This window comes from Pseudomonas syringae pv. coryli str. NCPPB 4273 (assembly GCF_000972175.1).
In the GTDB taxonomy this organism is placed as follows: Bacteria; Pseudomonadota; Gammaproteobacteria; order Pseudomonadales; family Pseudomonadaceae; genus Aquipseudomonas; species Aquipseudomonas syringae.
The window spans coordinates 14724-38329 of record NZ_AWQP01000035.1; the positions used below are offsets into that span (position 1 = coordinate 14724).

General features: G+C 59.9%; 27 protein-coding genes. 16 read left to right on the top strand and 11 right to left on the bottom strand.

Going from position 1 to position 23606, the window contains the following annotated elements; all coding sequences use genetic code 11:
* Positions 1-6: 6 nt before the first annotated feature.
* Both P406_RS15100 and P406_RS15105 read left to right on the top strand, forming a co-directional pair.
* Positions 7-879, top strand: coding sequence for an alpha-amylase family protein (locus P406_RS15100; RefSeq protein WP_046236631.1), 873 nt, complete (start codon positions 7-9; stop codon positions 877-879).
* 81 nt (positions 880-960) lie between these two features.
* A complete protein-coding gene (locus tag P406_RS15105; RefSeq protein WP_046236642.1) occupies positions 961-1764 on the top strand; it encodes a SirB1 family protein in 804 nt (267 codons plus the stop codon).
* Between the two features lie 231 nt (positions 1765-1995).
* On the opposite strand, the gene P406_RS15110 is transcribed toward P406_RS15105, so the two are convergent.
* The 3 genes from P406_RS15110 to P406_RS15120 all read right to left on the bottom strand — a co-directional run bounded on the left by P406_RS15110 (position 1996) and on the right by P406_RS15120 (position 4242).
* Positions 1996-2553, bottom strand: a complete 558-nt coding sequence (locus tag P406_RS15110) for a hypothetical protein (protein WP_046236632.1) — start codon at positions 2551-2553, stop codon at positions 1996-1998.
* Between the two features lie 213 nt (positions 2554-2766).
* A complete protein-coding gene (locus P406_RS15115) occupies positions 2767-3678 on the bottom strand; it encodes an SDR family oxidoreductase (RefSeq protein ID WP_046236633.1) in 912 nt (303 codons plus the stop codon).
* Between the two features lie 111 nt (positions 3679-3789).
* Positions 3790-4242: a flavodoxin gene (locus P406_RS15120; RefSeq protein WP_046236634.1), complete on the bottom strand. Its 453-nt coding sequence runs from the start codon at positions 4240-4242 to the stop codon at positions 3790-3792.
* A 207-nt stretch (positions 4243-4449) separates the two neighbouring features.
* Here P406_RS15120 and P406_RS15125 point away from each other — a divergent pair, with 207 nt between their 5' ends.
* The 7 genes from P406_RS15125 (at position 4450) to P406_RS15155 (ending at position 8350) form a co-directional block, all read left to right on the top strand.
* Complete coding sequence (locus tag P406_RS15125; RefSeq protein ID WP_003408751.1) at positions 4450-5055, top strand: hypothetical protein; 606 nt, start codon at positions 4450-4452, stop codon at positions 5053-5055.
* A 151-nt stretch (positions 5056-5206) separates the two neighbouring features.
* Positions 5207-5773, top strand: a complete 567-nt coding sequence (locus P406_RS15130) for a putative antibiotic biosynthesis monooxygenase (RefSeq protein WP_003346204.1) — start codon at positions 5207-5209, stop codon at positions 5771-5773.
* A gap of 233 nt (positions 5774-6006) precedes the next feature.
* The gene (gene folM / locus P406_RS15135) at positions 6007-6717 is read left to right on the top strand and encodes a dihydromonapterin reductase (RefSeq protein WP_046236635.1); all 711 of its coding nucleotides are present in this window, start codon (positions 6007-6009) and stop codon (positions 6715-6717) included.
* Positions 6718-6738: 21 nt separating this feature from the next.
* Positions 6739-7302: a GTP cyclohydrolase I FolE gene (folE, locus tag P406_RS15140; RefSeq protein ID WP_003346200.1), complete on the top strand. Its 564-nt coding sequence runs from the start codon at positions 6739-6741 to the stop codon at positions 7300-7302.
* Positions 7302-7673, top strand: a complete 372-nt coding sequence (gene folX / locus P406_RS15145; protein ID WP_003316983.1) for a dihydroneopterin triphosphate 2'-epimerase — start codon at positions 7302-7304, stop codon at positions 7671-7673. The genes folE and folX overlap by 1 nt, the downstream gene beginning before the upstream one ends.
* Positions 7674-7716: 43 nt before the next feature.
* The gene (locus P406_RS15150; protein WP_003346198.1) at positions 7717-8016 is read left to right on the top strand and encodes a DUF1244 domain-containing protein; all 300 of its coding nucleotides are present in this window, start codon (positions 7717-7719) and stop codon (positions 8014-8016) included.
* Positions 8009-8350 carry a HopJ type III effector protein gene (locus P406_RS15155; RefSeq protein ID WP_003316985.1) on the top strand — a complete coding sequence of 114 codons (342 nt, stop codon included), beginning with the start codon at positions 8009-8011 and terminating at the stop codon, positions 8348-8350. Before P406_RS15150 ends, P406_RS15155 begins: the two co-directional genes overlap by 8 nt.
* Before the next feature lie 256 nt (positions 8351-8606).
* Here P406_RS15155 and trxB read toward each other — a convergent pair whose 3' ends face one another.
* The gene (trxB, locus tag P406_RS15160) at positions 8607-9569 is read right to left on the bottom strand and encodes a thioredoxin-disulfide reductase (RefSeq protein WP_003316986.1); all 963 of its coding nucleotides are present in this window, start codon (positions 9567-9569) and stop codon (positions 8607-8609) included.
* A gap of 375 nt (positions 9570-9944) precedes the next feature.
* On the opposite strand from trxB, the gene cysZ reads away from it, so the two are divergent.
* The 4 genes from cysZ (at position 9945) to P406_RS15180 (ending at position 13274) form a co-directional block, all read left to right on the top strand.
* The gene (cysZ, locus tag P406_RS15165; RefSeq protein ID WP_003408742.1) at positions 9945-10706 is read left to right on the top strand and encodes a sulfate transporter CysZ; all 762 of its coding nucleotides are present in this window, start codon (positions 9945-9947) and stop codon (positions 10704-10706) included.
* 184 nt (positions 10707-10890) lie between these two features.
* Complete coding sequence (locus tag P406_RS15170) at positions 10891-11235, top strand: hypothetical protein (RefSeq protein WP_046236636.1); 345 nt, start codon at positions 10891-10893, stop codon at positions 11233-11235.
* A gap of 340 nt (positions 11236-11575) precedes the next feature.
* Positions 11576-11872 carry a hypothetical protein gene (locus tag P406_RS15175; RefSeq protein ID WP_046236637.1) on the top strand — a complete coding sequence of 99 codons (297 nt, stop codon included), beginning with the start codon at positions 11576-11578 and terminating at the stop codon, positions 11870-11872.
* A 181-nt stretch (positions 11873-12053) separates the two neighbouring features.
* The gene (locus tag P406_RS15180) at positions 12054-13274 is read left to right on the top strand and encodes a glycosyltransferase family 4 protein (RefSeq protein ID WP_046236638.1); all 1221 of its coding nucleotides are present in this window, start codon (positions 12054-12056) and stop codon (positions 13272-13274) included.
* Here P406_RS15180 and P406_RS15185 read toward each other — a convergent pair.
* The 3 genes from P406_RS15185 to P406_RS15195 all read right to left on the bottom strand — a co-directional run bounded on the left by P406_RS15185 (position 13243) and on the right by P406_RS15195 (position 15609).
* Entirely contained in the window at positions 13243-14346 is a 1104-nt protein-coding gene (locus P406_RS15185) for an NADH:flavin oxidoreductase (protein ID WP_046236639.1), read from the bottom strand. The two genes, P406_RS15180 and P406_RS15185, sit on opposite strands and share 32 nt — an antisense overlap.
* Before the next feature lie 157 nt (positions 14347-14503).
* Positions 14504-14992, bottom strand: coding sequence for a glutathione peroxidase (locus P406_RS15190; protein WP_003316994.1), 489 nt, complete (start codon positions 14990-14992; stop codon positions 14504-14506).
* Between the two features lie 131 nt (positions 14993-15123).
* A complete protein-coding gene (locus tag P406_RS15195) occupies positions 15124-15609 on the bottom strand; it encodes an FKBP-type peptidyl-prolyl cis-trans isomerase (protein WP_003346185.1) in 486 nt (161 codons plus the stop codon).
* 14 nt (positions 15610-15623) lie between these two features.
* Between P406_RS15195 and P406_RS27830 the strand changes: the two genes are divergently transcribed.
* The 3 genes from P406_RS27830 to yihG all read left to right on the top strand — a co-directional run bounded on the left by P406_RS27830 (position 15624) and on the right by yihG (position 19067).
* The gene (locus P406_RS27830) at positions 15624-15929 is read left to right on the top strand and encodes a DUF3565 domain-containing protein (protein ID WP_003316996.1); all 306 of its coding nucleotides are present in this window, start codon (positions 15624-15626) and stop codon (positions 15927-15929) included.
* Between the two features lie 78 nt (positions 15930-16007).
* Positions 16008-18098 (top strand): phosphate acetyltransferase, encoded by a 2091-nt coding sequence (pta, locus tag P406_RS15200; protein ID WP_003408730.1) that lies wholly within the window; start codon positions 16008-16010, stop codon positions 18096-18098.
* A gap of 63 nt (positions 18099-18161) precedes the next feature.
* Positions 18162-19067 carry a 1-acylglycerol-3-phosphate O-acyltransferase, YihG family gene (gene yihG / locus P406_RS15205; protein ID WP_046236640.1) on the top strand — a complete coding sequence of 302 codons (906 nt, stop codon included), beginning with the start codon at positions 18162-18164 and terminating at the stop codon, positions 19065-19067.
* Between the two features lie 108 nt (positions 19068-19175).
* On the opposite strand, the gene P406_RS15210 is transcribed toward yihG, so the two are convergent.
* The 4 genes from P406_RS15210 to P406_RS15225 form a co-directional block, all read right to left on the bottom strand.
* Positions 19176-19865, bottom strand: a complete 690-nt coding sequence (locus P406_RS15210) for a YiaD family glycine zipper/OmpA-like lipoprotein (protein WP_024652673.1) — start codon at positions 19863-19865, stop codon at positions 19176-19178.
* 113 nt (positions 19866-19978) lie between these two features.
* Positions 19979-20905, bottom strand: a complete 927-nt coding sequence (locus P406_RS15215) for an ABC transporter permease (RefSeq protein ID WP_003316999.1) — start codon at positions 20903-20905, stop codon at positions 19979-19981.
* On the bottom strand, positions 20905-22014 hold the full coding sequence (locus P406_RS15220; RefSeq protein ID WP_046236641.1) for an ABC transporter permease: 1110 nt from the start codon (positions 22012-22014) through the stop codon (positions 20905-20907). Before P406_RS15220 ends, P406_RS15215 begins: the two co-directional genes overlap by 1 nt.
* Positions 22007-23518: an ABC transporter ATP-binding protein gene (locus P406_RS15225; protein WP_003415100.1), complete on the bottom strand. Its 1512-nt coding sequence runs from the start codon at positions 23516-23518 to the stop codon at positions 22007-22009. Before P406_RS15225 ends, P406_RS15220 begins: the two co-directional genes overlap by 8 nt.
* Positions 23519-23606 lie beyond the last annotated feature (88 nt).

The window sequence follows — 23606 nt, forward strand, 5'->3', positions numbered from 1 at the left end:
TAATGTTTGAAGGCTCTGGCCGCACTGCTGCGACAGGCAACATTGGTCAAGACCTCGCTGGCCGCCCTGCTGGTGGGGGCAATCGCCCTCGGCACCAGCGAGCTGTATGTGCTGATCCAGCCCAAGAGCCCGGGCGTGGTCGGCATCGTCTGGCAACCGGATAACGCAACGGTTGGCATAAGCGGCAACTGGGACAGGCTCGGCGCACGGCAATTGCTCGTGCAGTGGACGGCGGTCGATGACCAGGCGTTCATACCGGGCACGCCGATGACCAGCGTGCCCGTGTTGCCGGACTGGACACGCATCGGCAAGGAGCCGTGGGCGCAGGAGGTGATCCTCGGGCTGGCCGGGTACTTCAGCGAAACCCGCTCACGGGACAATATCGAGCAACTGGCGGTGCTTTCGGCACAACTGGCCAAGGTGAAAACGCCGCTCAATGTCACCGGCTGGTACTTCCCCGCCGAGGTCGACCCCAGCTGGAGTCGTGCCAAGGAGTTACCGGCACTGCTGGCGAAACTGCCTAGACCACTGTGGATCAGCGTCTACGATGGCGCCAATATCGGGCCCGCCGCCACGGCGGACTGGCTGAAAACCTGGCTGCCGGACGATATCGGCGTGTTCTTTCAGGATGGCGTGGGTGTCTATGCGCGCACCGCTCCGGTTGCCCGGACCTACGCCGACGCGCTGCGCAAACGGCTGGGCAAGAATCGCGTGAGAATCATCGTCGAAGCTTTTCGCCCGCAGGTCGGTGGCGGCTTCCGCCCGGCAACGGCGGCCGAACTGAAACCGCAGATCGCCGCCTTCGATGGCTATCCGCTGTATCTGTTCGACGGTCCGCACTATGTGACACCCGACCTGATAGAAGCCCTGAACAAGTAGAAACAAGTGGCGCTGGACGAAATTCGCGCACAGGGCTACAAAGAGTCTTCGCACTGGATTTCGAGCCGCACGGAGTGGTCCATGACGCCACGTCAGCATTGCCTGGCCTGCCTGCAACAGACACCGCCCTTGGTGTTTGAAGCTGCGTTATGGGTGTCGACCGAACATGACGCGCACTTCGCGTGGCATGAGGTAATGAGCGAAATGGATCGCTTGCAACGCCAGATAAGCGCAGCGCTGCCTGTCCTGCCTGCGCCTGAACTCGCGCAACCGCTGTTGCGCCAGCTCAACGCGCTGGGTTTTCAGCAGGATGACTGGAACCCTCCCAAACCCGATTCGGCCCTTTTGCACAAGATCGTGGAGCAGCGTCGAGGCCAGCCGCTGGGGCTGGCAATGATCGCGCTGGAGATCGCACGGCGCCTGGACATCGCCATGGAAGGCGTCAACTTCCCGGGTCACTTCCTGCTGCGCGTGCCGGGTGCCGATCACCTGCTCGACCCCTGCAGCGGGCGCAGGCTCTATCCCGCCGACTGCCGCGAGCTGTTGATCAGGCAGTTCGGCCCGACCATGAAGCTGCGCGCCGAGCATATGACACGCGCCACCCCGACCAGCATGCTGCAACGGTTGTCACGCAACCTGCGGCACCTGCATCAGATCAACGATAATGTTCTCGCGGCGCTCAAGGATGCTGACCGCATCGTCGAACTGGGCCAGGCCACCAGCAGCGATCACCTGGCCCGCGCCAGTCTGTACCAGTTTCTCGAATGCCCGCAGGCAGAACGCTTCGATCTGGAACGCGCGCTGCTGCTCAGTGAAGACCCACTGCAAAGACTCCAGCTGGCCGAGCGCCTGAGCCGCCTACCGGCAAACCACCGCGTTCATTGAGCGCGCTACTCATTCGCTGCGAATTGTTACCTGCCGGGTAATGCTGCATATCCTGCGCGGGGATTTTTCAGGCGCGTGATGGCGGTTAACCTGCGCGCGTTAAATCGACGTGGATTTGCAAGCTCCCTTGATCCTGCGTTTTGTTTGGCCGCCGTGCAGGTCTCTGTGCAGCGGCCTTTTTTATTGCCCACAGGTTTTAACGCGCTGCGCGTTTACGCCGTGCAACGTGCCTCAGCCCTTGGCATTCGGCGTTTTTTTGATCAGCCCCTTGTTTTCCATGTCCTTGATCTTGCGCATCTCGTAACTGTCACCCGACTCGGCAAACACCTGAAGATTCTGCAGGATATGGATGGTCTTGATGTAGTCCGGCAATAGCGCGTTGGCATAGGGATCACCGCTCAGCGCTTTCTCTTTCATGTCGATGATCCGATTGGCAAAAAACTCCAGCGCGTTGATCTCCTTGCTGGGGTCGACCAGCTTGCCTTGCTTGTCGAACTCATCGCCTGCGCGACTCATCAACTCGGCGGTGTGATTATCGATCATGCCGAACTTGTACAGGATCATCCCCGCTCTGTTGAGATCCTTGGGGGTTATCTGTTCGGGGTTGAAGCCCTTGAACAGCGGTTTCATCTTGCGCTTTTCCATCGCCAGCGAATTGAGCGCAATCGAGTTTTCGCCCACCTCCTGAAGCACTTGGGTTACCTGTGCCGCAGCCTTCTTGACCTTGACGCGCTCAGGAGGCGCCGCGACGCTTACCGGCGGAAAGTCGCCCCATATTGATTTGGCCATGTGTCACTCCGGATATGAATGTGTTCAGACTTCATATCGGGGCCAGCACGGCATGATTGATAGGCGTGGAAAAATCCATACCTACCTTACCGCGCCACAAGACAGCACTTACATAACTCGGTGAAACTTCTCACACATAATCAAGCCGTCAGCGTGAATAAGCGCGCACGCTCAACTGATAACCGCGGTCTTGCAGCAACGTCCAGAGGCTGTTTATTTAACGTACTTCTGCAGGTTGGCCATCATTTCCTGCAACGCCTCGCCAGTGTCGACAGGGTGCGCAGCGTTGGCAAAATCACCAATCGCCTGCCACTGCGCCGCAACGTCTTCAGGGCTGAAGCCTGTGTGCGGGTCGAAACAGGCTCCCTGACTGCGCTGCCAGCGGACCTTGCCGATCCAGCCACCACCCACTTCGAACAGCTCGCCGCTGCTCTGGCATTGTTCGCTGCACAGGTACACCACCAGCGGGCTGACCAGTTCGGGCTTGAGCAGCTCGAAGACATTGGCGGGGATCAGCCCCTCGGTCATGCGTGTGCCGCCCGTTGGCGCTATGGAGTTGACGAAGATGCGGTGCTTGCGACCTTCCAGCGCGAGGGTGCGGGTCAGCCCGTAAAGCCCCAACTTGGCCGTCGCGTAATTGGCTTGCCCGAAGTTGCCGTAGATACCGGATGTCGATGACGTGAAGATCACCCGTCCGCCATTCTGCTCGCGCAGATAAGGCCAGGCGGCATGGGTGACTTTGTAGGCGCCCTCGACATGGACGCGATAGACCAGGTCCCAGTCGGCGTCCTCCATGTTGGCGAAGGTCTTGTCACGCAGGATGCCAGCGTTGTTGACCAGCACATCGATGCGCCCGAATGCATCCAGCGCATGCTGCACAATGCGGCCGCCCTCGGTGACCGAATCATGATTGGCTATTGCAGTGCCACCTGCCGCGCGAATCTCGGCCACGACGCGATCGGCAGCAGACGCACTGGCCCCTTCGCCGTGCTCCGAACCACTCAGGTCGTTGACCACCACTCGCGCGCCGTGTTTCGCAAACAGCAGCGCATGAGCCCGACCCAGCCCACCCCCTGCGCCGGTCACAATCACGACTTTATCGTCAAAACGCACTGACTCGCTCATCGCTGGCTCCATGCTTCAGGAAGACGTTGCGATGAGTGTCATCCACGCCCTGCACAGCCACAATCAACACCTGCTGCGCTGAATCATTGCCCATAAAGGAGCGCGATGTTTTCAGCCCAGGTGCTTGATGAACGCTTCCAGCCAAGGCTCTGCGTCGGTTTCCGGGGTGACGCTTTCGCTTCCGTCCAGACGCAACATGTCCTGCACTTCGCTGACGCCCAACTCAGCGAACAGTTCGCGCATCTGCTCGCCGCCTGCGCAGAAGGTGTCGCCGTAACTGGCATCGCCCAGTGCGATCACCCCGCCAGGCAATCCACGCAGTTCGCCTGGCAGACCGTCGCGCAGCGCTGCATAAAGAGGCATCAGGTTGTCGGGCAACTCGCCCATCCCGGTAGTCGATGTCACGGCAAGCAGCGCCTGAGGCTCGAAGGCGAGCAGCTCCGGCAGCATGAGGCGCGGATTGACGAGGGTTTCATGGCCGGCGACACGCAACAGTGCGGCGGCGTGTCTGGCAACTTCCTCGGCCGATCCGTAGACCGTTCCACACACGATGGCGACTTTCATGGTTATTCCTGCAGCAGCTTAAAAAAGTGAAACATTATGCCTTAGAATGCCGTCTGAATTTTCTACGGACCATTCTGCCTTCGGGTCTGCCCGAAGAAGCACAGCAGAGTTGAAACACTTGAATGAAAAAATATGACGGATGGCCAGAACACTTTGCGGAATCAATGGTCTTTGTTCTCAATAACCGGTTAGACCGAGCCTCCGCCCATGCAACCTGATTCACTTCTCACCCAGGCTGAGCTGGATTTTATCCAGAGCATGCAGCGCAACCCCCAGTTGAACGTACGTGACAGTACGCGCAGTCTGCTGGTCAATGGCGGCATCCAGATCCAGGATCTGCTGACGAAGCTGGCCGCTCATGAGCAGGTCACGATCCATGCGCAGTTCGAGAATCAGCAGATGAACTTCCCTCTGCATCTGGTCGAGGACGAATTCCACGCACTGCATCTGGAGCTCGGCGCACCAAGTATCTTCGAGGAAGGTCCGAAGATCCGCCCATGGCGACTCGTGATGGAAGAGCCGATCCCTCTCGAAACCGAAAAGGGCGCGCTGACGGCACTCTGGGTTCACGAGCTGTCGTTCAAGGGTGTGCTGCTCGAATACCGCAAGGAAGGCAAGCTGCCGAGAAACTTTTCCGCCTGGTTCAACCCGCCAGGGCAAGCGCCCATTCCGATGCGCGGCAAGCTGGAGCGAATGATCGGGCAAAACGTCGGCGCCTATCATTTCAGCAAACATGGCAAGGACGATGCCGAACGCTTGCGCCAGTACATCCTGCAAGAGCATCGTCGCAAACATCCGTCCTTGCACAAGTAACCCGCCTGCCCGGCAACGCTCTACCGGTCTCTCAGCGTTTCAGGAATAATCCTTGCTTGCTGTTCACGTGAAACTGTCGCGACCCACCATCCCGGATCGCGGCATGTGACCTCCCTACCCGGGAATTTCACGCCTCTACCGGAGATATACAATGTCTACCTCACCCGTCACCTTGATGGTTGCCCGCCGCGTGGCGCAGGGTCGCTACCATGAAATGATGGCCTGGCTGCACGAAGGCGAACAGCTGGCCACGGACTTTCCGGGGTATCTGGGTTCAGGGGTACTGGCGCCCCCGCCCGGCGATGACGAATTTCAGATCATTTTCCGCTTTACCGATGAGCACACCATGCACGCCTGGGAGCATTCCGCCTCTCGACGCTCCTGGCTGGTGCGCGGCAGCGGTCTTTTCGCACAACCCTCGGAGCATCGGGTCAGCGGCATCGACGGCTGGTTCGGCGCGATCGACCAGCGCCCGCCACGCTGGAAACAGGCTGTCGCGATCTGGCTGGCGTTTTTCCCCGTGTCGCTGATCTTCAATTTTCTACTGGGCCCGCTGCTCAATCATCTGGACCTGTTGCCGCGCATCATGATCAGCACGGCGGTGCTCACCCCACTGATGGTCTACCTGTTCATCCCGCTGTCCACGCGCCTGCTGGCACCCTGGCTGCAGAGCACGCCTGCACCGGCACGCCCGACGCAATCACCTTCCCCTCGTTAAGCTCATAAAGACCTGTACACCTTTACACCTCGGTACAGGTCTTGGTCGCTTCCCAGCCCCGCTCGTCTCCGCAGCCTCCCTGTGCTCAGCGCCTGCGAGCACTGCGTCGGCGAGTTTCATGATGTCCAGGGTTGTACAAAAAAATTCTCTGGTATAACTTTGCCTGTAAACCGGAAGAAACAATCGACCGTACAATCCCCGTCCACTACGGATAACCGATACGTGAGCTGTCGATGGCAATGTCTTCTGCACCGATCCTGATCACTGGCGCCAGCCAGCGCGTGGGCCTGCATTGCGCCTTGCGTCTGCTGGAACACGGGCAGCGGGTGATCATCAGTTATCGCACCGAGCACGAAAGTGTGACGGAGCTGCGCCAGGCTGGAGCAGTGGCCATCCACGGGGATTTTTCCTGTGAGGCCGGGATCATGGCCTTTGTCGAGCTGTTGAAAACCCAGACCTCGAGCCTGCGGGCCATTGTCCACAACGCTTCCGAGTGGCTGGCAGAAACACCGGGCGATGAAGCCGACAACTTCACCCGCATGTTCAGCGTGCACATGCTGGCGCCCTACCTGATCAATCTGCATTGCGAGTCGTTGCTGACCGCCAGTGAGGTCGCTGACATCGTGCATATCAGCGACGACGTGACCCGCAAGGGCAGCAGCAAGCACATCGCCTACTGCGCAACCAAGGCCGGCCTGGAAAGCCTGACGCTGTCCTTCGCCGCCAGGTTCGCCCCGCTTGTCAAAGTCAACGGCATAGCACCGGCGCTGTTGATGTTTCAACCCAAGGATGATGCGGCCTACCGCGCCAACGCCCTGGCCAAGTCGGCCCTGGGCATAGAGCCAGGTGCAGAGGTGATCTACCAGAGCCTGCGTTATCTTCTGGACAGCACCTATGTCACCGGCACAACACTGACCGTAAACGGCGGACGGCACGTCAAGTAAGCCGCCCCGAGGATCATTCTGATGAGTTCGTCCCTGCCCCAGCACTATCGAGACATTCTGCTCGGCCTTGGTGAAGATCCAGACCGCGAAGGTCTTCTGGACACGCCGAAACGCGCGTCCAAAGCCATGCAGTATCTGTGTCACGGCTACACCCAGAGTGTCGAAGAGATCGTCAATGGCGCCCTGTTCGCCTCCGACAACGATGAAATGGTCATCGTCCAGAACATCGAGCTGTACTCGCTTTGCGAGCATCACCTGCTGCCGTTCATAGGCAAGGCGCATGTGGCCTACATTCCGACCGGCAAGGTGCTGGGCCTGTCGAAGATCGCACGCATCGTCGACATGTTTGCCCGACGTCTGCAGATTCAGGAAAATCTGACCAAGCAGATTGCCGATGCGATTCAGAAAGTCACCGGAGCCGCCGGTGTGGCCGTGGTCATTGAGGCGCAGCACATGTGCATGATGATGCGTGGCGTCGAAAAGCAGAATTCGACCATGAACACGTCAGTGATGCTGGGCGCCTTCCGGGACTCGAGCACCACGCGCATGGAGTTTCTGCAATTGATCGGACGGAGCAGACAATAATGGCAAGACTCGAACCTGGCACCGCGCGCATCCGGGTCAAGGACCTGCGCTTGCGCACGTTCATCGGCATCAACGAGGACGAAATCCTCAACAAACAGGACGTGCTGATCAACCTGACGATTCTCTATGCCGCTCAGGAAGCCGTTCGTGATAACGACATCGAGCATGCCCTCAACTATCGCACCATCACCAAGGCCATCATCCAGCATGTCGAGGGCAATCGCTTTGCCCTGCTGGAACGGCTGACCCAGGAAGTGCTGGATCTGGTGATGAGCCACGAGGCGGTGACCTACGCTGAGGTGGAAGTCGACAAGCCGCATGCCCTGCGCTTTGCCGAATCGGTGTCGATCACGCTCGCCGGTCAACGCTGAAACTCTTATCATGACGCCAACCGTCTACTGAAAAGAGCCCGTCATGACCGAGCAAGAACGCCTCGAACTCGAAGCTGCAGCCTTCCGCCGACTGGTCGCGCATCTGGACAGCCGCAAGGATGTCCAGAACATCGACCTGATGAACCTGTCCGGCTTTTGCCGCAATTGCCTGTCCAAGTGGTACAAGGCCGCCGCTGACGAAAAGCAGATCGACCTCAGCCTGGATGATGCGCGTGAAGTGGTTTATGGCATGCCCTACAGCGAGTGGAAAGCCCGCTACCAGAAAGAAGCGAACGCCGAACAACAAGCGGCGTTCGTCAAGGAAACCAAACAACATGACTGATCTGAATTCCCTGCGCACCCGCCTGCGCAGCGGCGAGCATGCGTTTGCCGACACCCTGGCGTTCATCGCCGAAGGCTACGACTACCAGCCTCAGGCCTTCAGAAACGGCGACGTCGACAATGCTGCCGGGCAAAACGAAGGGTCGTGCAAGACCCTGGGCCTGGCATTACTGGAAGGCCTGACTGACGAAGAGGCACTGCTGGCGTTCGGCGAGCATTACCGCTCGGTACAAGCCACGCCTGAAGGCAGCGACCACGGCAATATCCGTGCGCTGATCGCGAAGGGTCTGGCGGGTGTGAAGTTTGAAGGCGAGCCGCTCAAGCGCAAGGCTTGATCGGCTGGGTTGAAATCACATCGTTCTAGTGCCCATACCTGGGCACTCCACGCTATACACACGTCCTGGTAAGCCCGGAAAACGGGGTTAAACACAGCATGAGGCAGAGTACAGCCCACTGTGGGAGTGAGCTTGCTCACGAAGGCATCGGTTCAAACACCCTGTTTCTGGGGGATGTACTGACCTCTTCGCGAGCAATGCGGATCGCTCCCATGAGATTTGTGTATAGCGCTGAGCGCTTGGGCACGAGAGCAAATCAGAACGATACGTCAGCCAGCCCGTCCAGGTAGCGCTCGACGTCCAGTGCCGCCATGCAGCCGGCACCGGCCGAGGTAATGGCCTGGCGATAGACGTGGTCAGCCACGTCACCGGCAGCGAATACGCCTTCGACGCTGGTCGCCGTGGCGTTGCCTTCACGGCCACCCTGCACAACCATGTAACCGTCTTTCAACGCCAGCTGACCGTCGAACAACGAGGTGTTTGGTGTGTGGCCGATCGCGATGAACACACCGTCGACTTTCAACTCGCTGCTGCTGCCGTCATTGTTCTTCAGACGCGCACCGGTCACACCCATGTTGTCACCCAGGACTTCGTCCAGCGTGGCATTGAGCTTGAGTTCGATCTTGCCTTCGGCGACACGTGCGTGCAGCTTGTCGATCAGGATCTTCTCGGCACGGAAGGTTTCGCGACGGTGAACCAGGGTCACCTTGCTGGCGATGTTGGCCAGATACAGCGCCTCTTCCACCGCCGTGTTACCACCACCGACCACCGCGACTTCACGGTTGCGATAGAAGAAACCGTCGCAGGTTGCGCAGGCAGAGACACCCTTGCCCATGAACGCTTCTTCCGAAGGCAGGCCCAGGTAGCGAGCACTGGCGCCGGTGGCAATGATCAGGGCGTCGCAGGTGTAGGTTGCGCTATCGCCCTGCAGGCTGAACGGCTTGCCGGCCAGATCAACGGAATTGATGTGGTCAAAGACAATTTCAGTCTCAAAACGCTCGGCATGCTCACGCATGCGTTCCATCAGCGCAGGACCGGTCAGGCCGTGCGGGTCGCCTGGCCAGTTATCAACTTCTGTAGTCGTGGTCAATTGGCCGCCAGCCTGCATGCCGGTGATCAGCAGGGGCTTGAGGTTGGCGCGAGCGGCGTAGACCGCAGCGCTGTAACCGGCAGGGCCGGAACCGAGAATGATCACTCGGGAATGACGTACGTCTGACATGACACACTCCTATCGACCGACCGTTTACGCCGCGGTCGGGACGGCTGGATAAAAAGGACCACCGAAACGCTTGGGGAAGCGTCGTTTGGTTCGGCAGGTCCTGAAAATTCTGACCTGAAGGACAGGTCTTAAATTGCGGAACAGCCTATCGGGGCCGCAGAGGTTAAGGAAATATCGTTTCACAATCCACCCTATAGGTCACTTCTATAGCGCAAGCGCTTGAAAGCGGCGCATGGGTGGCGAGCCATTCGGATGGTCTTCCTTTGCCAAGGATACGCCACAAGTCTGGCATGCTCAAAAACCGTCGGTGCTCTGCTCTTTCATGGCCATCACAAAGCCGGTAAGGTCACGCCTTTCAAGCACTCGGAGACTCCCATGCCCGCTCCCGCCCTTACCGGCCCGCAATACCTGAGAGAGGGCCTGAAACTGGTCCTCAGCCCTGGCTTGCGCTTGTTCGTTCTACTGCCATTGAGCATCAATGTGGTGTTGTTCTGCGGCCTGATCTATCTGGCGGTGCATCAGTTCGAGCTGTGGGTCGACACCTTCATGCCGACCCTGCCCCACTGGCTGAGCTTTCTCAGCTATATCCTCTGGCCACTGTTCGTGGCGCTGGTGCTGCTGATGGTGTTTTTCACCTTCACCGTGGTCGCCAACATCATCGCCGCACCGTTCAACGGGTTTCTGTCCGAAAAGGTCGAAGCCGTGGTTCGCGGTGTAGACGAATCGCCCGATTTCAGCTGGGCCGAACTGGTCGCCATGGTGCCCCGCACCCTGGCCCGCGAAGCGCGCAAGCTGGGCTACATGCTGCCGCGCATGCTCGGCCTGTTCATCCTGTCGTTCATCCCGGTCGCCAACATCATCGCCGCCCCGCTGTGGCTATTGTTCGGGGTGTGGATGATGGCGATCCAGTACATCGACTACCCTGCTGACAACCACAAACTGGGCTGGAACGAAATGCTCGGCTGGCTGAAGAGCAAACGCTGGCAGAGCCTTAGCTTCGGCGGCATCGTCTACGTTGCCTTGCTGATCCCGGTGGTCAACCTGCTGATGATGCCTGCTGCAGTGGCCGGGGCAACGCTGTTCTGGGTGCGCGAGCGCGGCGCGGATGCGTTGCCGGTGACCCACGCACGCGGCTGAATGCCAACCTGCCGGACCGCGTCATGCGGTTCGGCACACGCGAAGAAAAAAATCACACGCATATAAATATGCACCGCAACTCACCCTGCCAGCTGGGGCTAAATGGGGCCTCAATCAATCCGTTCATGTGAAGCCACCTTCCATGAAACCAGGCGACACATGAACTTAACAAGGAAGTTAAATCATGAATGCTCGAGTAAATCCTGCTGCACTGGCCGCTGACAACGCAACCGTTCAGGAAAAGATCCGCGCCTTTCTGGTCAGTGAACTGGCCGAATGGTCGATCAACCCGGACAACGTGTACATCAACGGCGTGAACGACCCCGAAGAACGCATCGTCATCAGCTCCACGTCGCTGACTGCCGAAGCCGCGAACCGTGTTTTCGAAAAAGACGCCCCTGCTTATTCCACCCGCACCGCCGGCCTGTTCACCGTGGCGTATTCGTATGCCGATGAACATCGTCTGGCGGCACCGGATCTGGCCAAAGTGGGCGAAGTGATCGGCCAACTGGTTCGTGATCTGGGCTGAGTGCCCTGCTTGACCGGCTGAGTGACGACTCCGCCTGAGAGCGTGCCGAACAGATAACGAGTTATCTGTTCGGCACTTCAGCATTAAAAGGGAAACTGCTTACAGCGATATATCAGCATTCTTACAAGTAGCTTATAGAACTCCATTCCGTGTAACGGCAACGACTTGCCGCAACCAGACACTGCTTGCCGAGATATGAAAAAACATTACACGTAGGAATATTGTGTAGGACATATCTTCCCGACCTCTAATACAAGACTGCAACGGCGTAGGAACAACCAATACATTAAATATGGCATTATCCTTGCTCTCCTGATTGAAAAAAACAGGAGTAATCGCTATGGAAATAAAAACAAAATCTGCCGCAGAACAACTCTCCTCCTACCGACCGGCATCCCTCGAAAGACTACCGGAAAACCGCTCAGGTCAGTTTGCAAGCCTGTTGAACGCTGCCATCACACAGACGGAGAAAAAACCTTCAGTCGCATTACCCGCAACACTCGGCAGCTCGGCAATCCCCCGCTCAAATCGCTTCATGGATAGCATGACTATCGAACAACGCAGATCCATTGTGGAGGATAAAGACTTCGTGCCTATACCAGCGGCAATGGAACGTGCGCGAGGGACTTTCAAATGACCCATACCGACAATACTGTGCCATTTCCTAATGTCACCCCGTTGGGTTGTACAGCCTATGCGTTTACCCATTAACTATTCCGCGCAGTCTCACGCCAACTTGCTCACCTTACCGACGCCCTATCACCAATCCATCACACAACCGCCACATAATCGAAATGTAATCAGTCGACACTGCTCTCATGAGCCAAATTCTTAATGTCACCCTGATCACTGAAACCTTTACTCCCGAGATCAACGGCGTCGCCAATACCCTGGGGCGGCTGTGTGAAGGGTTGCGGTTGCGTGGGCATCGGGTCGAGCTGGTCCGGCCACGTCAGAACGACGAGATCGGCGCGGGCACTGCAGAGGATCTGCTGCTCTGCCGGGGCTGGCCGATACCGGGTTACCCGGGGTTGCAGTGGGGTCAGTCTTCGATGCACAAGCTGCTGCGGCGCTGGCAACGGCGTCGGCCGGATGTGCTGTACATCGCCACGGAAGGTCCGCTGGGGCTCTCGGCACTGCGCGCAGCACGGCGTCTGGGGATTGCGGTGATCAGTGGCTTCCATACCAACTTCCCGCAGTACACGCAGCAGTACGGCATGGGTTTCATCACCCGCTTGCTGACGCACTACCTGCGCTGGTTCCACAACCGGTCGCGCATGACGCTGGTGCCGAGCATCAGTCAGAAGGTCGAGCTGGAGCGGCGTGGCTTTGAGAGGATCGAGCTGTTGTCGCGAGGCGTCGACAGTCAACTGTTCAGCCCGTCCAGACGCTCGCAGCCTCTGCGTGAGAGCTGGGGTCTGCAAGCCGATGATGTCGCGGTCCTGCATGTTGGTCGCCTTGCCCCCGAAAAAAACCTGAGCCTGCTCAAAGCCTGTTTCGAGGCGCTCAAGGACAGTTACCCGCAGCGTAATCTGAAACTGGTGGTGGTTGGCGACGGACCTCAACGCGCGCAGCTGGAGCAGCAAATTCCGGATGCGATTTTCTGCGGCACCCAGCGCGGCGAGGTGCTGGCGACGCACTATGCCTCGGCCGATATGTTTCTGTTCCCCAGCCTCACCGAAACCTTCGGCAATGTGGTTCTCGAAGCACTCGCCTCAGGCCTGGGCGTGGTCGCCTACGATGAAGCCGCAGCCGGGCAGCATATCCGCCACGGCCACAACGGTGCGTTGGCCATGCCGGGGGATGAGGCGGCGTTCATCGACTCGGCGCGCTGGTTGCTGGAAGACAATGAGACACTGCGCCGCGTGCGCCTCAATGCCCGGCAACATGCCAGTCGCCAGGGCTGGACAGCGGTCATCGATCAGTTCGAACGTCAATTGCGCGAGGCCTGCCCGAGCCAGAATGCTGCAAGCATCAAAGAGATCAGGCCGGTCGCCAGCAAGAAGATCAGGCCAGTGTCGCCAGTGCGTCTCGACTGAAGGGCAGGATGTCCTGCTCGCGTCCCTCGCGCACTTTCAGTGCCCAATCCGGATCGACCAGCAGCGCACGCCCCACCGCCACCAGATCGAACTCGTCGTTGCCCAGCCGCTTCAGCAGATTTTCCAGGCTGGCCGGTTGAGCGACCTTGTCGGTGTCGACCATAAATTGCAGGAACTCACCGTCCAGTCCGACGCTGCCGACTGTGATGGTCGGTTTGCCAGTCAGCTTGCGCGTCCAGCCCGCCAGGTTCAGGTCGGAGCCTTCGAACTCAGGCTCCCAGAAACGCCGGGTAGAGCAATGAAAGATATCCACACCAGCATCAGCCAGAGGCTGCAGAAACTCGCCCAGCGCCTCAGGCGTTTGCACCAGGCGCGCGGTGTAATCCTGCTGTTTCCATTGTGAGAAACGGAAAATGATCGGGTAATCCGGGCCCACAGCGGCGCGCACGGCCTTGATCAGTTCGAGAGCAAAACGTGAGCGGTTGGCGAGGCTGCCGCCGTACTCGTCGCTGCGTTGATTGCTGCCCTCCCAAAAGAACTGATCGACCAGGTAACCGTGAGCCCCATGAATTTCGACACCGTCCATGCCAATCGCCTTGGCATCGGCGGCAGCCTGGGCAAAGGCCGCAACGACCTCGTCGATGTCCTGCTTGCTCATGCCATGCACCAGCACCTGACCGTCCTTGACCTTCTCCATCGGCCCGTAGGCAGGCACGCTGCCGTCCGGCTCGGTGCCAGGACGACGAACTGCGCCGACGTGCCAGAGTTGCGGGACGATCCTGCCGCCCTCCGCATGTACTGCCTCGACCACTTTGCGCCAACCGGCCAGTGGCGCTTCACCGAAAAACTGCGGGACGTTCGGATAGCCGTTGGAGGCCTTGTGATTGACCGTCGTACCTTCGGTGATAATCAGCCCGACGCCTGCCGCAGCGCGCCGCCGGTAGTACTCGACGACCTTCGAGTTGGGCACGTGCCCTGGCGAGAACGAGCGGGTCATGGGGGCCATGACCACACGCGACGACAGCTCCAGACTGCCCAGACGGAAAGGCGTGAACAAGGCTTCTGCCGACATGCGCAACTCCTGTGAAATGGTCGATTGCCATCAGACGCGCAGAATATCGCCGGGTGTCAGCGCTGGCCCAGTACTATTGATCTGACTGATTTGAGTTCAGAAGCGACGAGCGCGCAAGAAAGCCGGGCGAACGCGAAATGCTACCCCGGCTGTACGATCAGCTTTGCGCCAGGGCCTTTTCAATGGCCTGGATCACGGCAGGATCATCCGGAGTGGTACGCGGAGAAAAACGTGCGCTTACACCACCGTTCTTGCCGACCAGAAACTTTTCGAAGTTCCAGGTGATATCCCCGGGAAACTCGGCACCCTCGCCCGCCAGCAAACGGTAGAGCGAGTGACGGTTGGGGCCGTTGACATCGAGTTTTTCACCCAGCGTAAAGGTCACGCCGTAGTTGAGTTGGCAAAACTCGGCGATCTCTTGCTCGGTACCTGGTTCTTGCCCGGCAAACTGGTTGCACGGCAGACCCAGTATCTCAAGGCCCTTGTCCTTGTACTGCTGATAGAGGTTTTCAAGTGCTGCGTACTGCGGTGTCAGCCCGCATTTGGACGCGACGTTGACCACCAGAACCACTTTGTTCCTGAAATTCGCCAGCGGCAGTTCCTGGCCACCCAGCGCTTTCAATTTGATGTCGTGAAAAGCACTCATGAGAACCCCTTTTGAAACAAGTCGGCCCAGGCTATAACCCGAAAAAAGGCACCGTGACCGCACGCGTAACGAAAGTCGTCATCGCAGAACAGCCAGGGCGCCTTTTCAGTGCCTGAGCTTAGCAGCACAAATCAGTGTTGATGACCGCCTTCACCGTGAACATGGCCGTGAGCCATTTCTTCTTCACTGGCATCACGGATGGCCACAACCTTCACGTCGAAGTTCAGGCGCTGACCCGCGAGCGGATGGTTGCCGTCAACGGTAACATCGTCGCCTTCCAGATCACGGATGGTCACGATCTGCATGCCGCCATCCGGACCGGAAGCGTGAAACTGCATGCCGACTTCGAGCTTGTCGACGCCTTCGAACATGCTGCTGCTCAGGGTGCTGACCAGTTCGGCCGAGTACTCACCGTAGGCGTCTTCGGGCTCGACGGCAACGTTCAGCTGGTCGCCTACTTCCTTGCCTTCCAGTGCCTTTTCCAGGCCCGGGATGATGTTGCCTGCACCGTGCAGGTAAACCAGCGGCGCAGCACCGGTAGAACTGTCGATGACCTCACCAGCGTCGTTGGTCAGGGTATAGTCAATGGAGACAGCCTTATTGGCGGCGATCGGCATGGGGACAAGACCTTTTGCTTAAGATTGAAGAACGGGCAAGTTTAACCAAGCAATCGCCCGAAAGCGAACGCAACTCTGACGGACGGCCCGCTTTGAAAGGTTCAATCGTTATCGATTTGAGACAGGACGAGCACGGTCACTGGTTTGCGCTGCTGTCGTGCGGCCATACCCAGCACCTGCGTCATGACCCTCCGTGGCAGTCACGCCCCTGGGTGCTGGACCCGCTGCAACGCAGTCAGATGAGAGGTCAGGCCTTTTGTTGCGGCTGGTGTGCGAATGCCGCAGATAACGATAGTCTTGCCGCAGAGAAATCGCGTTAGACGGTTTCCGGACTTTTTCGGTCGGCAGCGCTTTCCTATGTGCTGCGACCCCTTGCACTGCTCAATCGAGAAGCCAGTATGCAGACTTTTTTTATCGCCCCCACTGACTTTGGCGTGGGGTTGACCTCCATCAGCCTGGGACTGGTGCGCACGCTGGAGCGCGCTGGCTTGAAAGTAGGCTTTTTCAAACCGATCGCCCAGCCCCATCCCGGTGACCTGGGCCCCGAGCGTTCGACCGAGCTGATGGCTCGCACCCACGGCCTCAAGCCGCCCAAGCCTCTGGGACTGGCGCATGTCGAACGCATGCTCGGTGATGGTCAACTGGATGAACTGCTCGAAGAGATCATCAATCTTTATCAGCAGGCAGCGGTCGGCAAGGACGTGCTGGTGGTCGAAGGCATGGTCCCGACCCGCAGCGCGAGCTACGCCGCGCGGGTCAATCTGCATTTGGCCAAGAGCCTGGACGCCGAAGTCATTCTGGTCTCTGCCCCGGAAAACGAAGTGCTCGCCGATCTGTCGGGCAGGGTCGAATTGCAGGCCCAGCTGTTTGGCGGCCCCAAGGATCCCAAGGTGCTGGGCGTGATACTCAACAAGGTGCGCACCGAAGAGAGCATGGAAGTCTTCGCCTCGCGCCTGAAAGAACACTCGCCGTTGCTGCGCAGTGGCGACTTTCGCCTGCTGGGCTGCATTCCGTATCGCGCCGAACTCAACGCACCGCGTACCCGCGATGTGGCCGAACTGCTCGGCGCGCAGGTGCTGAACGCAGGCGACTACGATCAGCGCCGCATGACCAGAATCATCATTTGTGCGCGGACGGTGCTCAACACGGTTCCGCTGCTCAAGCCGGGTGTGCTGGTGGTGACGCCGGGCGACCGCGACGACATCATCCTGGCGGTGAGCCTTGCAGCCATAAACGGCGTACCGCTGGCCGGCCTCCTGCTGACCAGCGATACCGTGCCCGACCCACGCATCATGGAGCTGTGCCGCGGCGCACTGCAGGCGGGGCTGCCGGTGCTGTCGGTCAGCAGTGGCTCGTATGACACTGCCAATCGCCTGAATCAGTTGAACAAGGAAATCCCCATCGATGACCGCGAGCGCGCGGAAAACATCACCGATTTCGTTGCCAGTCACCTGGACGCCAACTGGCTGCACCAGCGCTGCGGCACACCGCGTGAGCTGCGCCTGTCGCCCGCAGTGTTTCGCTATCAGTTGATCCAGCGCGCGCAAGCGGCCAACAAGCGCATCGTGCTGCCTGAAGGCAACGAGCCGCTGACCATTCAGGCTGCCGCCATCTGCCAGGCACGCGGTATCGCGCGTTGCGTGTTGCTGGCCAGGCCCGAGGAAGTGCACGCCGTTGCGCAGGCGCACGGCATCGAGCTGCCGCAGGGGCTGGAAATTCTTGACCCGGACCTGATTCGCGAACGCTACGTTGCGCCGATGGTAGAACTGCGCAAAAGCAAAAGCCTGAACGCGCCCATGGCCGAGCAACAGCTCGAAGACCCGGTGGTCATCGGTACGGTGATGCTGGCGCTGGACGAGGTCGACGGGCTGGTGTCCGGCGTCATTCACTCCACCGCCAACACCATCCGCCCGGCCCTGCAACTGATCAAGACCGCGCCAGGCTGCACGCTGGTGTCTTCAGTGTTCTTCATGCTCTTTCCCGAGCAGGTGCTGATGTATGGCGACTGCATCATGAACCCGCATCCGAGCGCCAGCGAACTGTCCGAGATTGCCTTGCAGAGCGCCGATTCGGCCACTGCGTTCGGCATCTCGCCGCGCGTGGCAATGATCAGCTATTCCAGCGGCAACTCGGCCAGCGGCGAAGAAGTCGAGAAGGTCCGCGAAGCGACGCAGCTGGCACGCGAAACCCGCCGCGATCTATTGATCGACGGGCCGCTGCAGTATGATGCGGCCGCCAACGAACAGGTCGCACGGCAGCTGGCTCCGGACAGCGCGGTCGCAGGACGCGCCAACGTGTTCGTGTTCCCGGACCTGAACACCGGCAATACCACGTACAAGGCGGTGCAACGCAGTGCCGACTGTGTAAGCCTCGGCCCGATGTTGCAAGGCCTGCGCAAGCCGGTGAACGATCTGCCGCGCGGCGCGCAGGTCGACGACATTGTCTACACCATCGCGCTGACAGCCATACAGGCCGACACGCTGTCCTGATACCTGACCCGAGTGCCGCAGAGCAGTCTGCGGCTTCCGATAACTTGCGGAGCCATCTTCCTCATGGATTTCCTGCCTGCCCCGTTACGCGGCGTCATTGCCTCGCTGTTGCTGGCGCTGAACACCATCGTCTGCTGCACGGTGCTGTTCGCGGTCACGATCCTCAAGATCTGCCTGCCTTTCTCTGCGGCACAGCGTTTCACCGACTGGCTGATGAGCCATATCCATGAAACCTGGATCGGCAACAACAATGCCTGGATCAAACTGCTGTGCCACACCCGCTGGCACCTGAGCGGTCTGGAAGAGCTGGATTACCAGCACTCGTATCTGGTTACCAGCAATCACCAGAGCTGGGTCGACATCATGGTCTTGCAGTACGTGCTCAACCGACGTATTCGCCCCTTGAAGTTCTTCCTCAAGCAGGAGTTGATCTGGGTTCCGGTGATCGGTCTGGCTTGGTGGGCGCTGGGCTTTCCGTTCATGAAGCGCTACTCCAAGGCATACCTTGCCAAACACCCGGAAAAGAAAGGCAAGGACCTGGAAACCACCCGCCGCACCTGCGCGAAGTTTCGCCATAACCCGGTGGGGATTTTCAACTTCGCCGAAGGCACGCGCTTCACCGCCGGCAAACACGCGCAACAGAACTCGCCGTTCCGCCACCTGCTCAAACCCAAGGCTGGCGGCATTGCCTTCGTGCTCGATGCGATGGGCGAACAGCTGGAATCGATCATCAACGTGACCATCCACTACCCTGGCGGACAACCCGGCTACTGGGACCTGCTGTGCGGGAATGTGAAGGAAGTGGTTGCGCACTTCGAAGAGATCAAAATCCCGCAGCAGTTTCTCGGCAAGAATTACGACCAGGACGGAGAATACCGCCTGGAGTTCCAGCAGTGGATCAATACGCTATGGGAAGAGAAAGACCGTCTGCTGGACAGCCTGCATGAGCAGTATCCAGCGCGGCATTGATATTGACTCGTGGAAGCGAGCCTGCTCGCGAAGAGGCCATCGCCTTCGCGAGCAAGCTCGCTCCCACTTTGCCCGCATTCAACCCGTCTGCGGACGCAGCGGCATCGATCAGTACTGCTGACCCGGAATCGGCTTGAGGTTGACCTCGACGCGGCGGTTCTGGGCGCGGCCGTTGACGTCGGCGTTGCTGGCAATCGGTTGATCAGGGCCTGCACCGCGCACTGACAGGTGCGCTTGATCGACGCCTTGCGAGGTCAGGTAAGTCGCGACACTCTGGGCGCGCTGTTGCGAAAGGTCCATGTTGTGCTGGCGGCTGCCGGTGCTGTCGGTGTAACCGACGATTTCAATGTTGTTCTGGTTGAACTGCTTGAGCGAGCTGGCCAGGTTGTTGAGCGGCGAATAGAAGCTGCTGGCAATGGCCGAAGAGTCCGTCGCGAACGTGATGTTACCCGGCATGATCAGTTTGATCTGGTCACCCTGACGCTGCACCTCGACACCGGTGTTGGCCATGCTCTCGCGCAGCGCAGCTTCCTGCTTGTCTGCGTAGTAGCCATAACCTGCCGATGCGGCACCCGCCACTGCAGCGCCGATCAGGGCACCCTTGCCACGGTTATTGTGATCGATGGCAGCACCGGCTACCGCACCGGCCAATGCGCCGAGTCCGCCGTACTTGGCCGTCTTGCTCATACCACCGGAGCTTTGCGCCTGGCCTTGATTGTCATAGGGATTGGATGTTGCACAGCCGGAAAGCATGGCTACGGCGGTGGCAACAATGATCAAACGACGCGAGGTAAACATTCAGGAGCTCCTGGTTTTGACGAACGCTGGTAACCGGATTAGAGCATACACGCTATCAAAAATTCCTTAACCCGTGCTGAACCGCCCGTATTACGGGCTTCTGCGCGTACCGCTCAGCGGCGCTCCTCGCGAATGTAGGGTTCGCCCAGCGCACCGGGCTGGCTGCTCGATTGCCGCTTGCCGCTCGCCACCCAGACCATGACCAACAGGGTTACCGCATAGGGCGTCATCAAGACGAAATACTGGGGCAGGCGCACGCCGGTTGCCGCCAATTGCGGAATCAGCGCCTCGATACCGCCGAACAGCAAAGCGCCGGCCAACGCGCGCCAGGGCGACCAACGCGCAAAGATCACCAGCGAAACTGCAATCCAGCCGCGCCCGCCGGTCATGTCGGCGATCCACATCTTGGTGCTGAGCACGGCGATGAAACCGCCAGCCAGCCCCATCAACGCGGAACCGGCGACAATCGCCGCCAGGCGGTAACCGAGCACGGAAATGCCTGCGGCATCAGCGGCCTGCGGGTTCTCGCCCACCGCGCGCAGGCGCAGCCCGGTGCGCGTGCGATCGAGCAGCCAGACCACCGCGATGAAAATCACCACGGTCAGGTACACCAGCGGGTTCTGCACAAAGACCCGGCCTACCACGGGCAGCTCGGACAACGGCCACAGCTCGACCGCCTGCAAGCCGCTGACCGGGCGGTTGGTCCAGCCCAGCAGCGTGCCCAGCAGCCCGGTCAAGCCCTGACAAAAGAACACCAGCGCCAGCCCGGCGATCACCTGGTTGATCCGCAGCACCAGCACCATCAGCGCAAACAGTAACGACACCAGACCTGCCGCCGCCATCGACGCCAGCAGCGAAAGGCCAGGCGAGCCGAGGCTCAACTGCATGCCGATGCCCGCCAGTGCGCCGACCAGCATCAGCCCTTCGACGCCCAGCGCCAGTACACCGCTGCGCTCGATGAGGATCAGGCCCAGCGCTGCCAGGGCAAACGGCACGGCAAAATCCGGTGCGCTGCCCAGCCAGTGGGAAATAAGCTCCATCAACGTTCTCCTGCCTGGATGCGCCGCAGGCGATGGCGGATGAAAAAGTCCGAAGACGCGACGCAGATCACCAGAATCGCCTGGATCAGTTGCACCATCGAAAACGGAATCTGATAGAACACCTGCAGGTTGCGCCCGGCCACGAACAGCATGGCGATCAGCAGCGCGACCACAGTTGCGGCCACTGGATTGTTGCGGGCCAGAAAGGCGATCAGAATCCCGGAAAACCCGTAGCCCTGATAGAACGACTGAGTAAGGCGCCCTTCCTGTCCCGAGGTCACGACAAAACCTGCAAGCCCCGCCAGCGCGCCCGACAGCAGCACGGTGCCGATGATCATCTTGCGCACCGGTACGCCCACCGCCCCGGCGACTTTCGGGTTGGCATCGACGAAGCGCAGGTACAACCCGGCCCGCGAAACACCGACGAACCACAGGGTCAGACCGGTGACCAGCAGCGCCAGAGGGATCGCCGCGTTATACCCGGCAAACAGGTCGGGCAGCCGCTCGAAGCTCTGGAACGCGGGGGAATAGGGAAAGTTGTCGCGCGGGTCCTTCCAACTGCCGTACACCAGGTGCAGGAGGAAATTGGCGGCGATGTAATTGAGCATCAGCGTCGAGATGATCTCGTTGACCTGCCACTTGAGCTTCAGCAGCACCGGCCCCAGGCTCCACAACAATCCGCAGATAACGGCTGCCGCCATCATCAGCGGCAGACGCAACGCCTCCGGGCCCACCTGAAACAGCGAGATCGCCGTGGCGCCAATCGCGCCCCAGATCATCTGGCCTTCCAGACCCAGGTTCCAGAAACGCGCCCGAAACGCCATGCACCCGGCGAGCCCGACCATGATCATCGGCGATGCCTGAAACAACACTGCCTTGAAGTTTTGTGCATCGAACACTGTCTGCACGACGAACTCGTTGAGCAGCTCGTCGGCAGGCACGCCGGCAAGAATCAGAATCACAGTGCAGATCGCCAGCCCGATCAGCAGCGCCAGGGCAATGATCAGCGCCTGCAATAACCAGCCGGTCTGCTGACGAAGCTCCAGGGTGTAGCGCCGCGCCAGCAAGGGTTGCCGTGCGGATTTCATCGGTTGTACTGATTCAGTCATGACTCACCATCGCTTTGCCGATGGCTTGCCGGTCGGCAGGGTGCGCGAACTCGGCGACGATGCGCCCGCCGTTCATCACGCCGACACGGTCAGCCAGGGCCAATACTTCGTCCAGATCCTCGCTGATCACCAGCACCGCAGCACCCGCGTCCCGCGCCGCCCGCAAACGGGCATGCACCGCTTGGGTGGCACGCACATCCAGGCCCCGACTCGGGCTGTGCACCAGCACCAATTGCGGGTCGCGGCTGAATTCACGGGCGATCACCAGCTTCTGGGCATTGCCTCCCGACAACAGCGCAGCTTTCTGATCCAGAGAGCGCACGCCCTGTACGTCGAAGTCCGCCACGGCGCGCTGCGCATCCTGTTTCAGACGCTTGTAGCCGAGGCGCCAGAAAGAGCCGTATTGCCCGCTGTGAATATTGCCGATGGCAAAGTTCTCGGCCACCGACAACGACCCGGCCAGCGCTGCGCCGTAGCGGTCGGCCGGGATCGAGGCAATGCGCAACTGCCGACGCTGGTCGGCCGACGCGCCGCGCAAATCGCCAAACCCGGCCATGTGGATTTCACCCTCAGTGGCTTGCGGCAGCCCCATCAGGGCGTTGGCCAGCTCGGCCTGACCGTTGCCGCCCACGCCTGCGATGCCGTAAATCTGCCCGGCGTGCAGGCTCAGGTTGACGCCGTTGAGCGCGCTGCTGCCGACGCTGCGCAAGTCCTTGACCTGCAAACGCACCTCGCCGGGTGTCGCCGGTTGATGCTCGGCAACCGGCACCGATTCGCCTACCGTGAGCTGCACCAGTTGCTCGACACTCACCTTCTGCGGGTCCAGGGTCTGCACGGTGCGCCCGCCACGCATCACGGTTACCCGGTCGGCATAGCGCTTGACGTCAGCCATCTTGTGCGTGACCAGAACCACCGCCGCGCCTTGCCGGGCGAATGCCTGAACGGTCAGCAGCAGACGCTCGGCTTCCTGGTCGGTCAGCACTGCCGTGGGCTCGTCGAGGATCAGAATCCGCGCACCGGCGAGCAACACCTTGAGAATCTCGACCCGCTGCTGCTCGGCGACTGACAGACTGTCGACGGTGCGCGCCGGGTCAATCGCAAACCCCAGCGCCTCGGCCTTGCCGACAATCTCCTGTTCCAGCGCACGCAGACGCTTGCGATAGCTGCCTTCGCCGGGTTGCTCGGGCAGTGCCAGGAGAATGTTCTGCGCCACTGTGAACGGCTTCACCAGCTTGAAGTGCTGGTGGACCATGCCGATCCGATAACGGCTGGCGTCTCTGGGCCCCTGAAGCTGAACCGGGTTATCGTCCAGCAGCAGGGTGCCGGTTTCCGGTGCGTACAGCCCGGCGGCAATGTTCATCAGCGAGGATTTGCCTGCACCGTTCTCGCCCAGCAGGGCATGCACTTCCCCCCAACAGGCGGTGAAGTCGGCATCGATCAGCGCCTTGAAGCCATCGAACGATTTGCTGATGCCAGTGAGTTGCAGCGCATTGACCTGACTCATTGCTGAGTCTTCACGCCTTCGACGAACCAGTCCATTTTCCACAGGTCCGGGTCAGACAACTGCTGACCGGCCCAGAGTGTGTAAAAAC

Excerpts from the sequence above, each read along its gene's own strand:
- P406_RS15120 (WP_046236634.1), bottom strand. The coding sequence starts at position 4,242 with ATGAAAGTCGCCATCGTGTGTGGAACGGTCTACGGATCGGCCGAGGAA.
- P406_RS15130 (WP_003346204.1), top strand. The coding sequence starts at position 5,207 with ATGTCTACCTCACCCGTCACCTTGATGGTTGCCCGCCGCGTGGCGCAG.
- P406_RS15215 (WP_003316999.1), bottom strand. The coding sequence starts at position 20,905 with ATGGAGCTTATTTCCCACTGGCTGGGCAGCGCACCGGATTTTGCCGTG.
- cysZ (WP_003408742.1), top strand. The coding sequence starts at position 9,945 with ATGCCCGCTCCCGCCCTTACCGGCCCGCAATACCTGAGAGAGGGCCTG.
- pta (WP_003408730.1), top strand. The coding sequence starts at position 16,008 with ATGCAGACTTTTTTTATCGCCCCCACTGACTTTGGCGTGGGGTTGACC.
- P406_RS15105 (WP_046236642.1), top strand. The coding sequence starts at position 961 with ATGACGCCACGTCAGCATTGCCTGGCCTGCCTGCAACAGACACCGCCC.
- P406_RS15110 (WP_046236632.1), bottom strand. The coding sequence starts at position 2,553 with ATGGCCAAATCAATATGGGGCGACTTTCCGCCGGTAAGCGTCGCGGCG.
- P406_RS15190 (WP_003316994.1), bottom strand. The coding sequence starts at position 14,992 with ATGAGTGCTTTTCACGACATCAAATTGAAAGCGCTGGGTGGCCAGGAA.
- P406_RS15115 (WP_046236633.1), bottom strand. The coding sequence starts at position 3,678 with ATGAGCGAGTCAGTGCGTTTTGACGATAAAGTCGTGATTGTGACCGGC.
- P406_RS15210 (WP_024652673.1), bottom strand. The coding sequence starts at position 19,865 with ATGTTTACCTCGCGTCGTTTGATCATTGTTGCCACCGCCGTAGCCATG.
- P406_RS15125 (WP_003408751.1), top strand. The coding sequence starts at position 4,450 with ATGCAACCTGATTCACTTCTCACCCAGGCTGAGCTGGATTTTATCCAG.
- yihG (WP_046236640.1), top strand. The coding sequence starts at position 18,162 with ATGGATTTCCTGCCTGCCCCGTTACGCGGCGTCATTGCCTCGCTGTTG.
- folM (WP_046236635.1), top strand. The coding sequence starts at position 6,007 with ATGGCAATGTCTTCTGCACCGATCCTGATCACTGGCGCCAGCCAGCGC.
- P406_RS15225 (WP_003415100.1), bottom strand. The coding sequence starts at position 23,518 with ATGAGTCAGGTCAATGCGCTGCAACTCACTGGCATCAGCAAATCGTTC.
- trxB (WP_003316986.1), bottom strand. The coding sequence starts at position 9,569 with ATGTCAGACGTACGTCATTCCCGAGTGATCATTCTCGGTTCCGGCCCT.
- P406_RS15180 (WP_046236638.1), top strand. The coding sequence starts at position 12,054 with ATGAGCCAAATTCTTAATGTCACCCTGATCACTGAAACCTTTACTCCC.
- folE (WP_003346200.1), top strand. The coding sequence starts at position 6,739 with ATGAGTTCGTCCCTGCCCCAGCACTATCGAGACATTCTGCTCGGCCTT.
- P406_RS15195 (WP_003346185.1), bottom strand. The coding sequence starts at position 15,609 with ATGCCGATCGCCGCCAATAAGGCTGTCTCCATTGACTATACCCTGACC.
- P406_RS15185 (WP_046236639.1), bottom strand. The coding sequence starts at position 14,346 with ATGTCGGCAGAAGCCTTGTTCACGCCTTTCCGTCTGGGCAGTCTGGAG.
- P406_RS15150 (WP_003346198.1), top strand. The coding sequence starts at position 7,717 with ATGACCGAGCAAGAACGCCTCGAACTCGAAGCTGCAGCCTTCCGCCGA.
- P406_RS15175 (WP_046236637.1), top strand. The coding sequence starts at position 11,576 with ATGGAAATAAAAACAAAATCTGCCGCAGAACAACTCTCCTCCTACCGA.
- folX (WP_003316983.1), top strand. The coding sequence starts at position 7,302 with ATGGCAAGACTCGAACCTGGCACCGCGCGCATCCGGGTCAAGGACCTG.
- P406_RS15220 (WP_046236641.1), bottom strand. The coding sequence starts at position 22,014 with ATGACTGAATCAGTACAACCGATGAAATCCGCACGGCAACCCTTGCTG.
- P406_RS15155 (WP_003316985.1), top strand. The coding sequence starts at position 8,009 with ATGACTGATCTGAATTCCCTGCGCACCCGCCTGCGCAGCGGCGAGCAT.
- P406_RS15170 (WP_046236636.1), top strand. The coding sequence starts at position 10,891 with ATGAATGCTCGAGTAAATCCTGCTGCACTGGCCGCTGACAACGCAACC.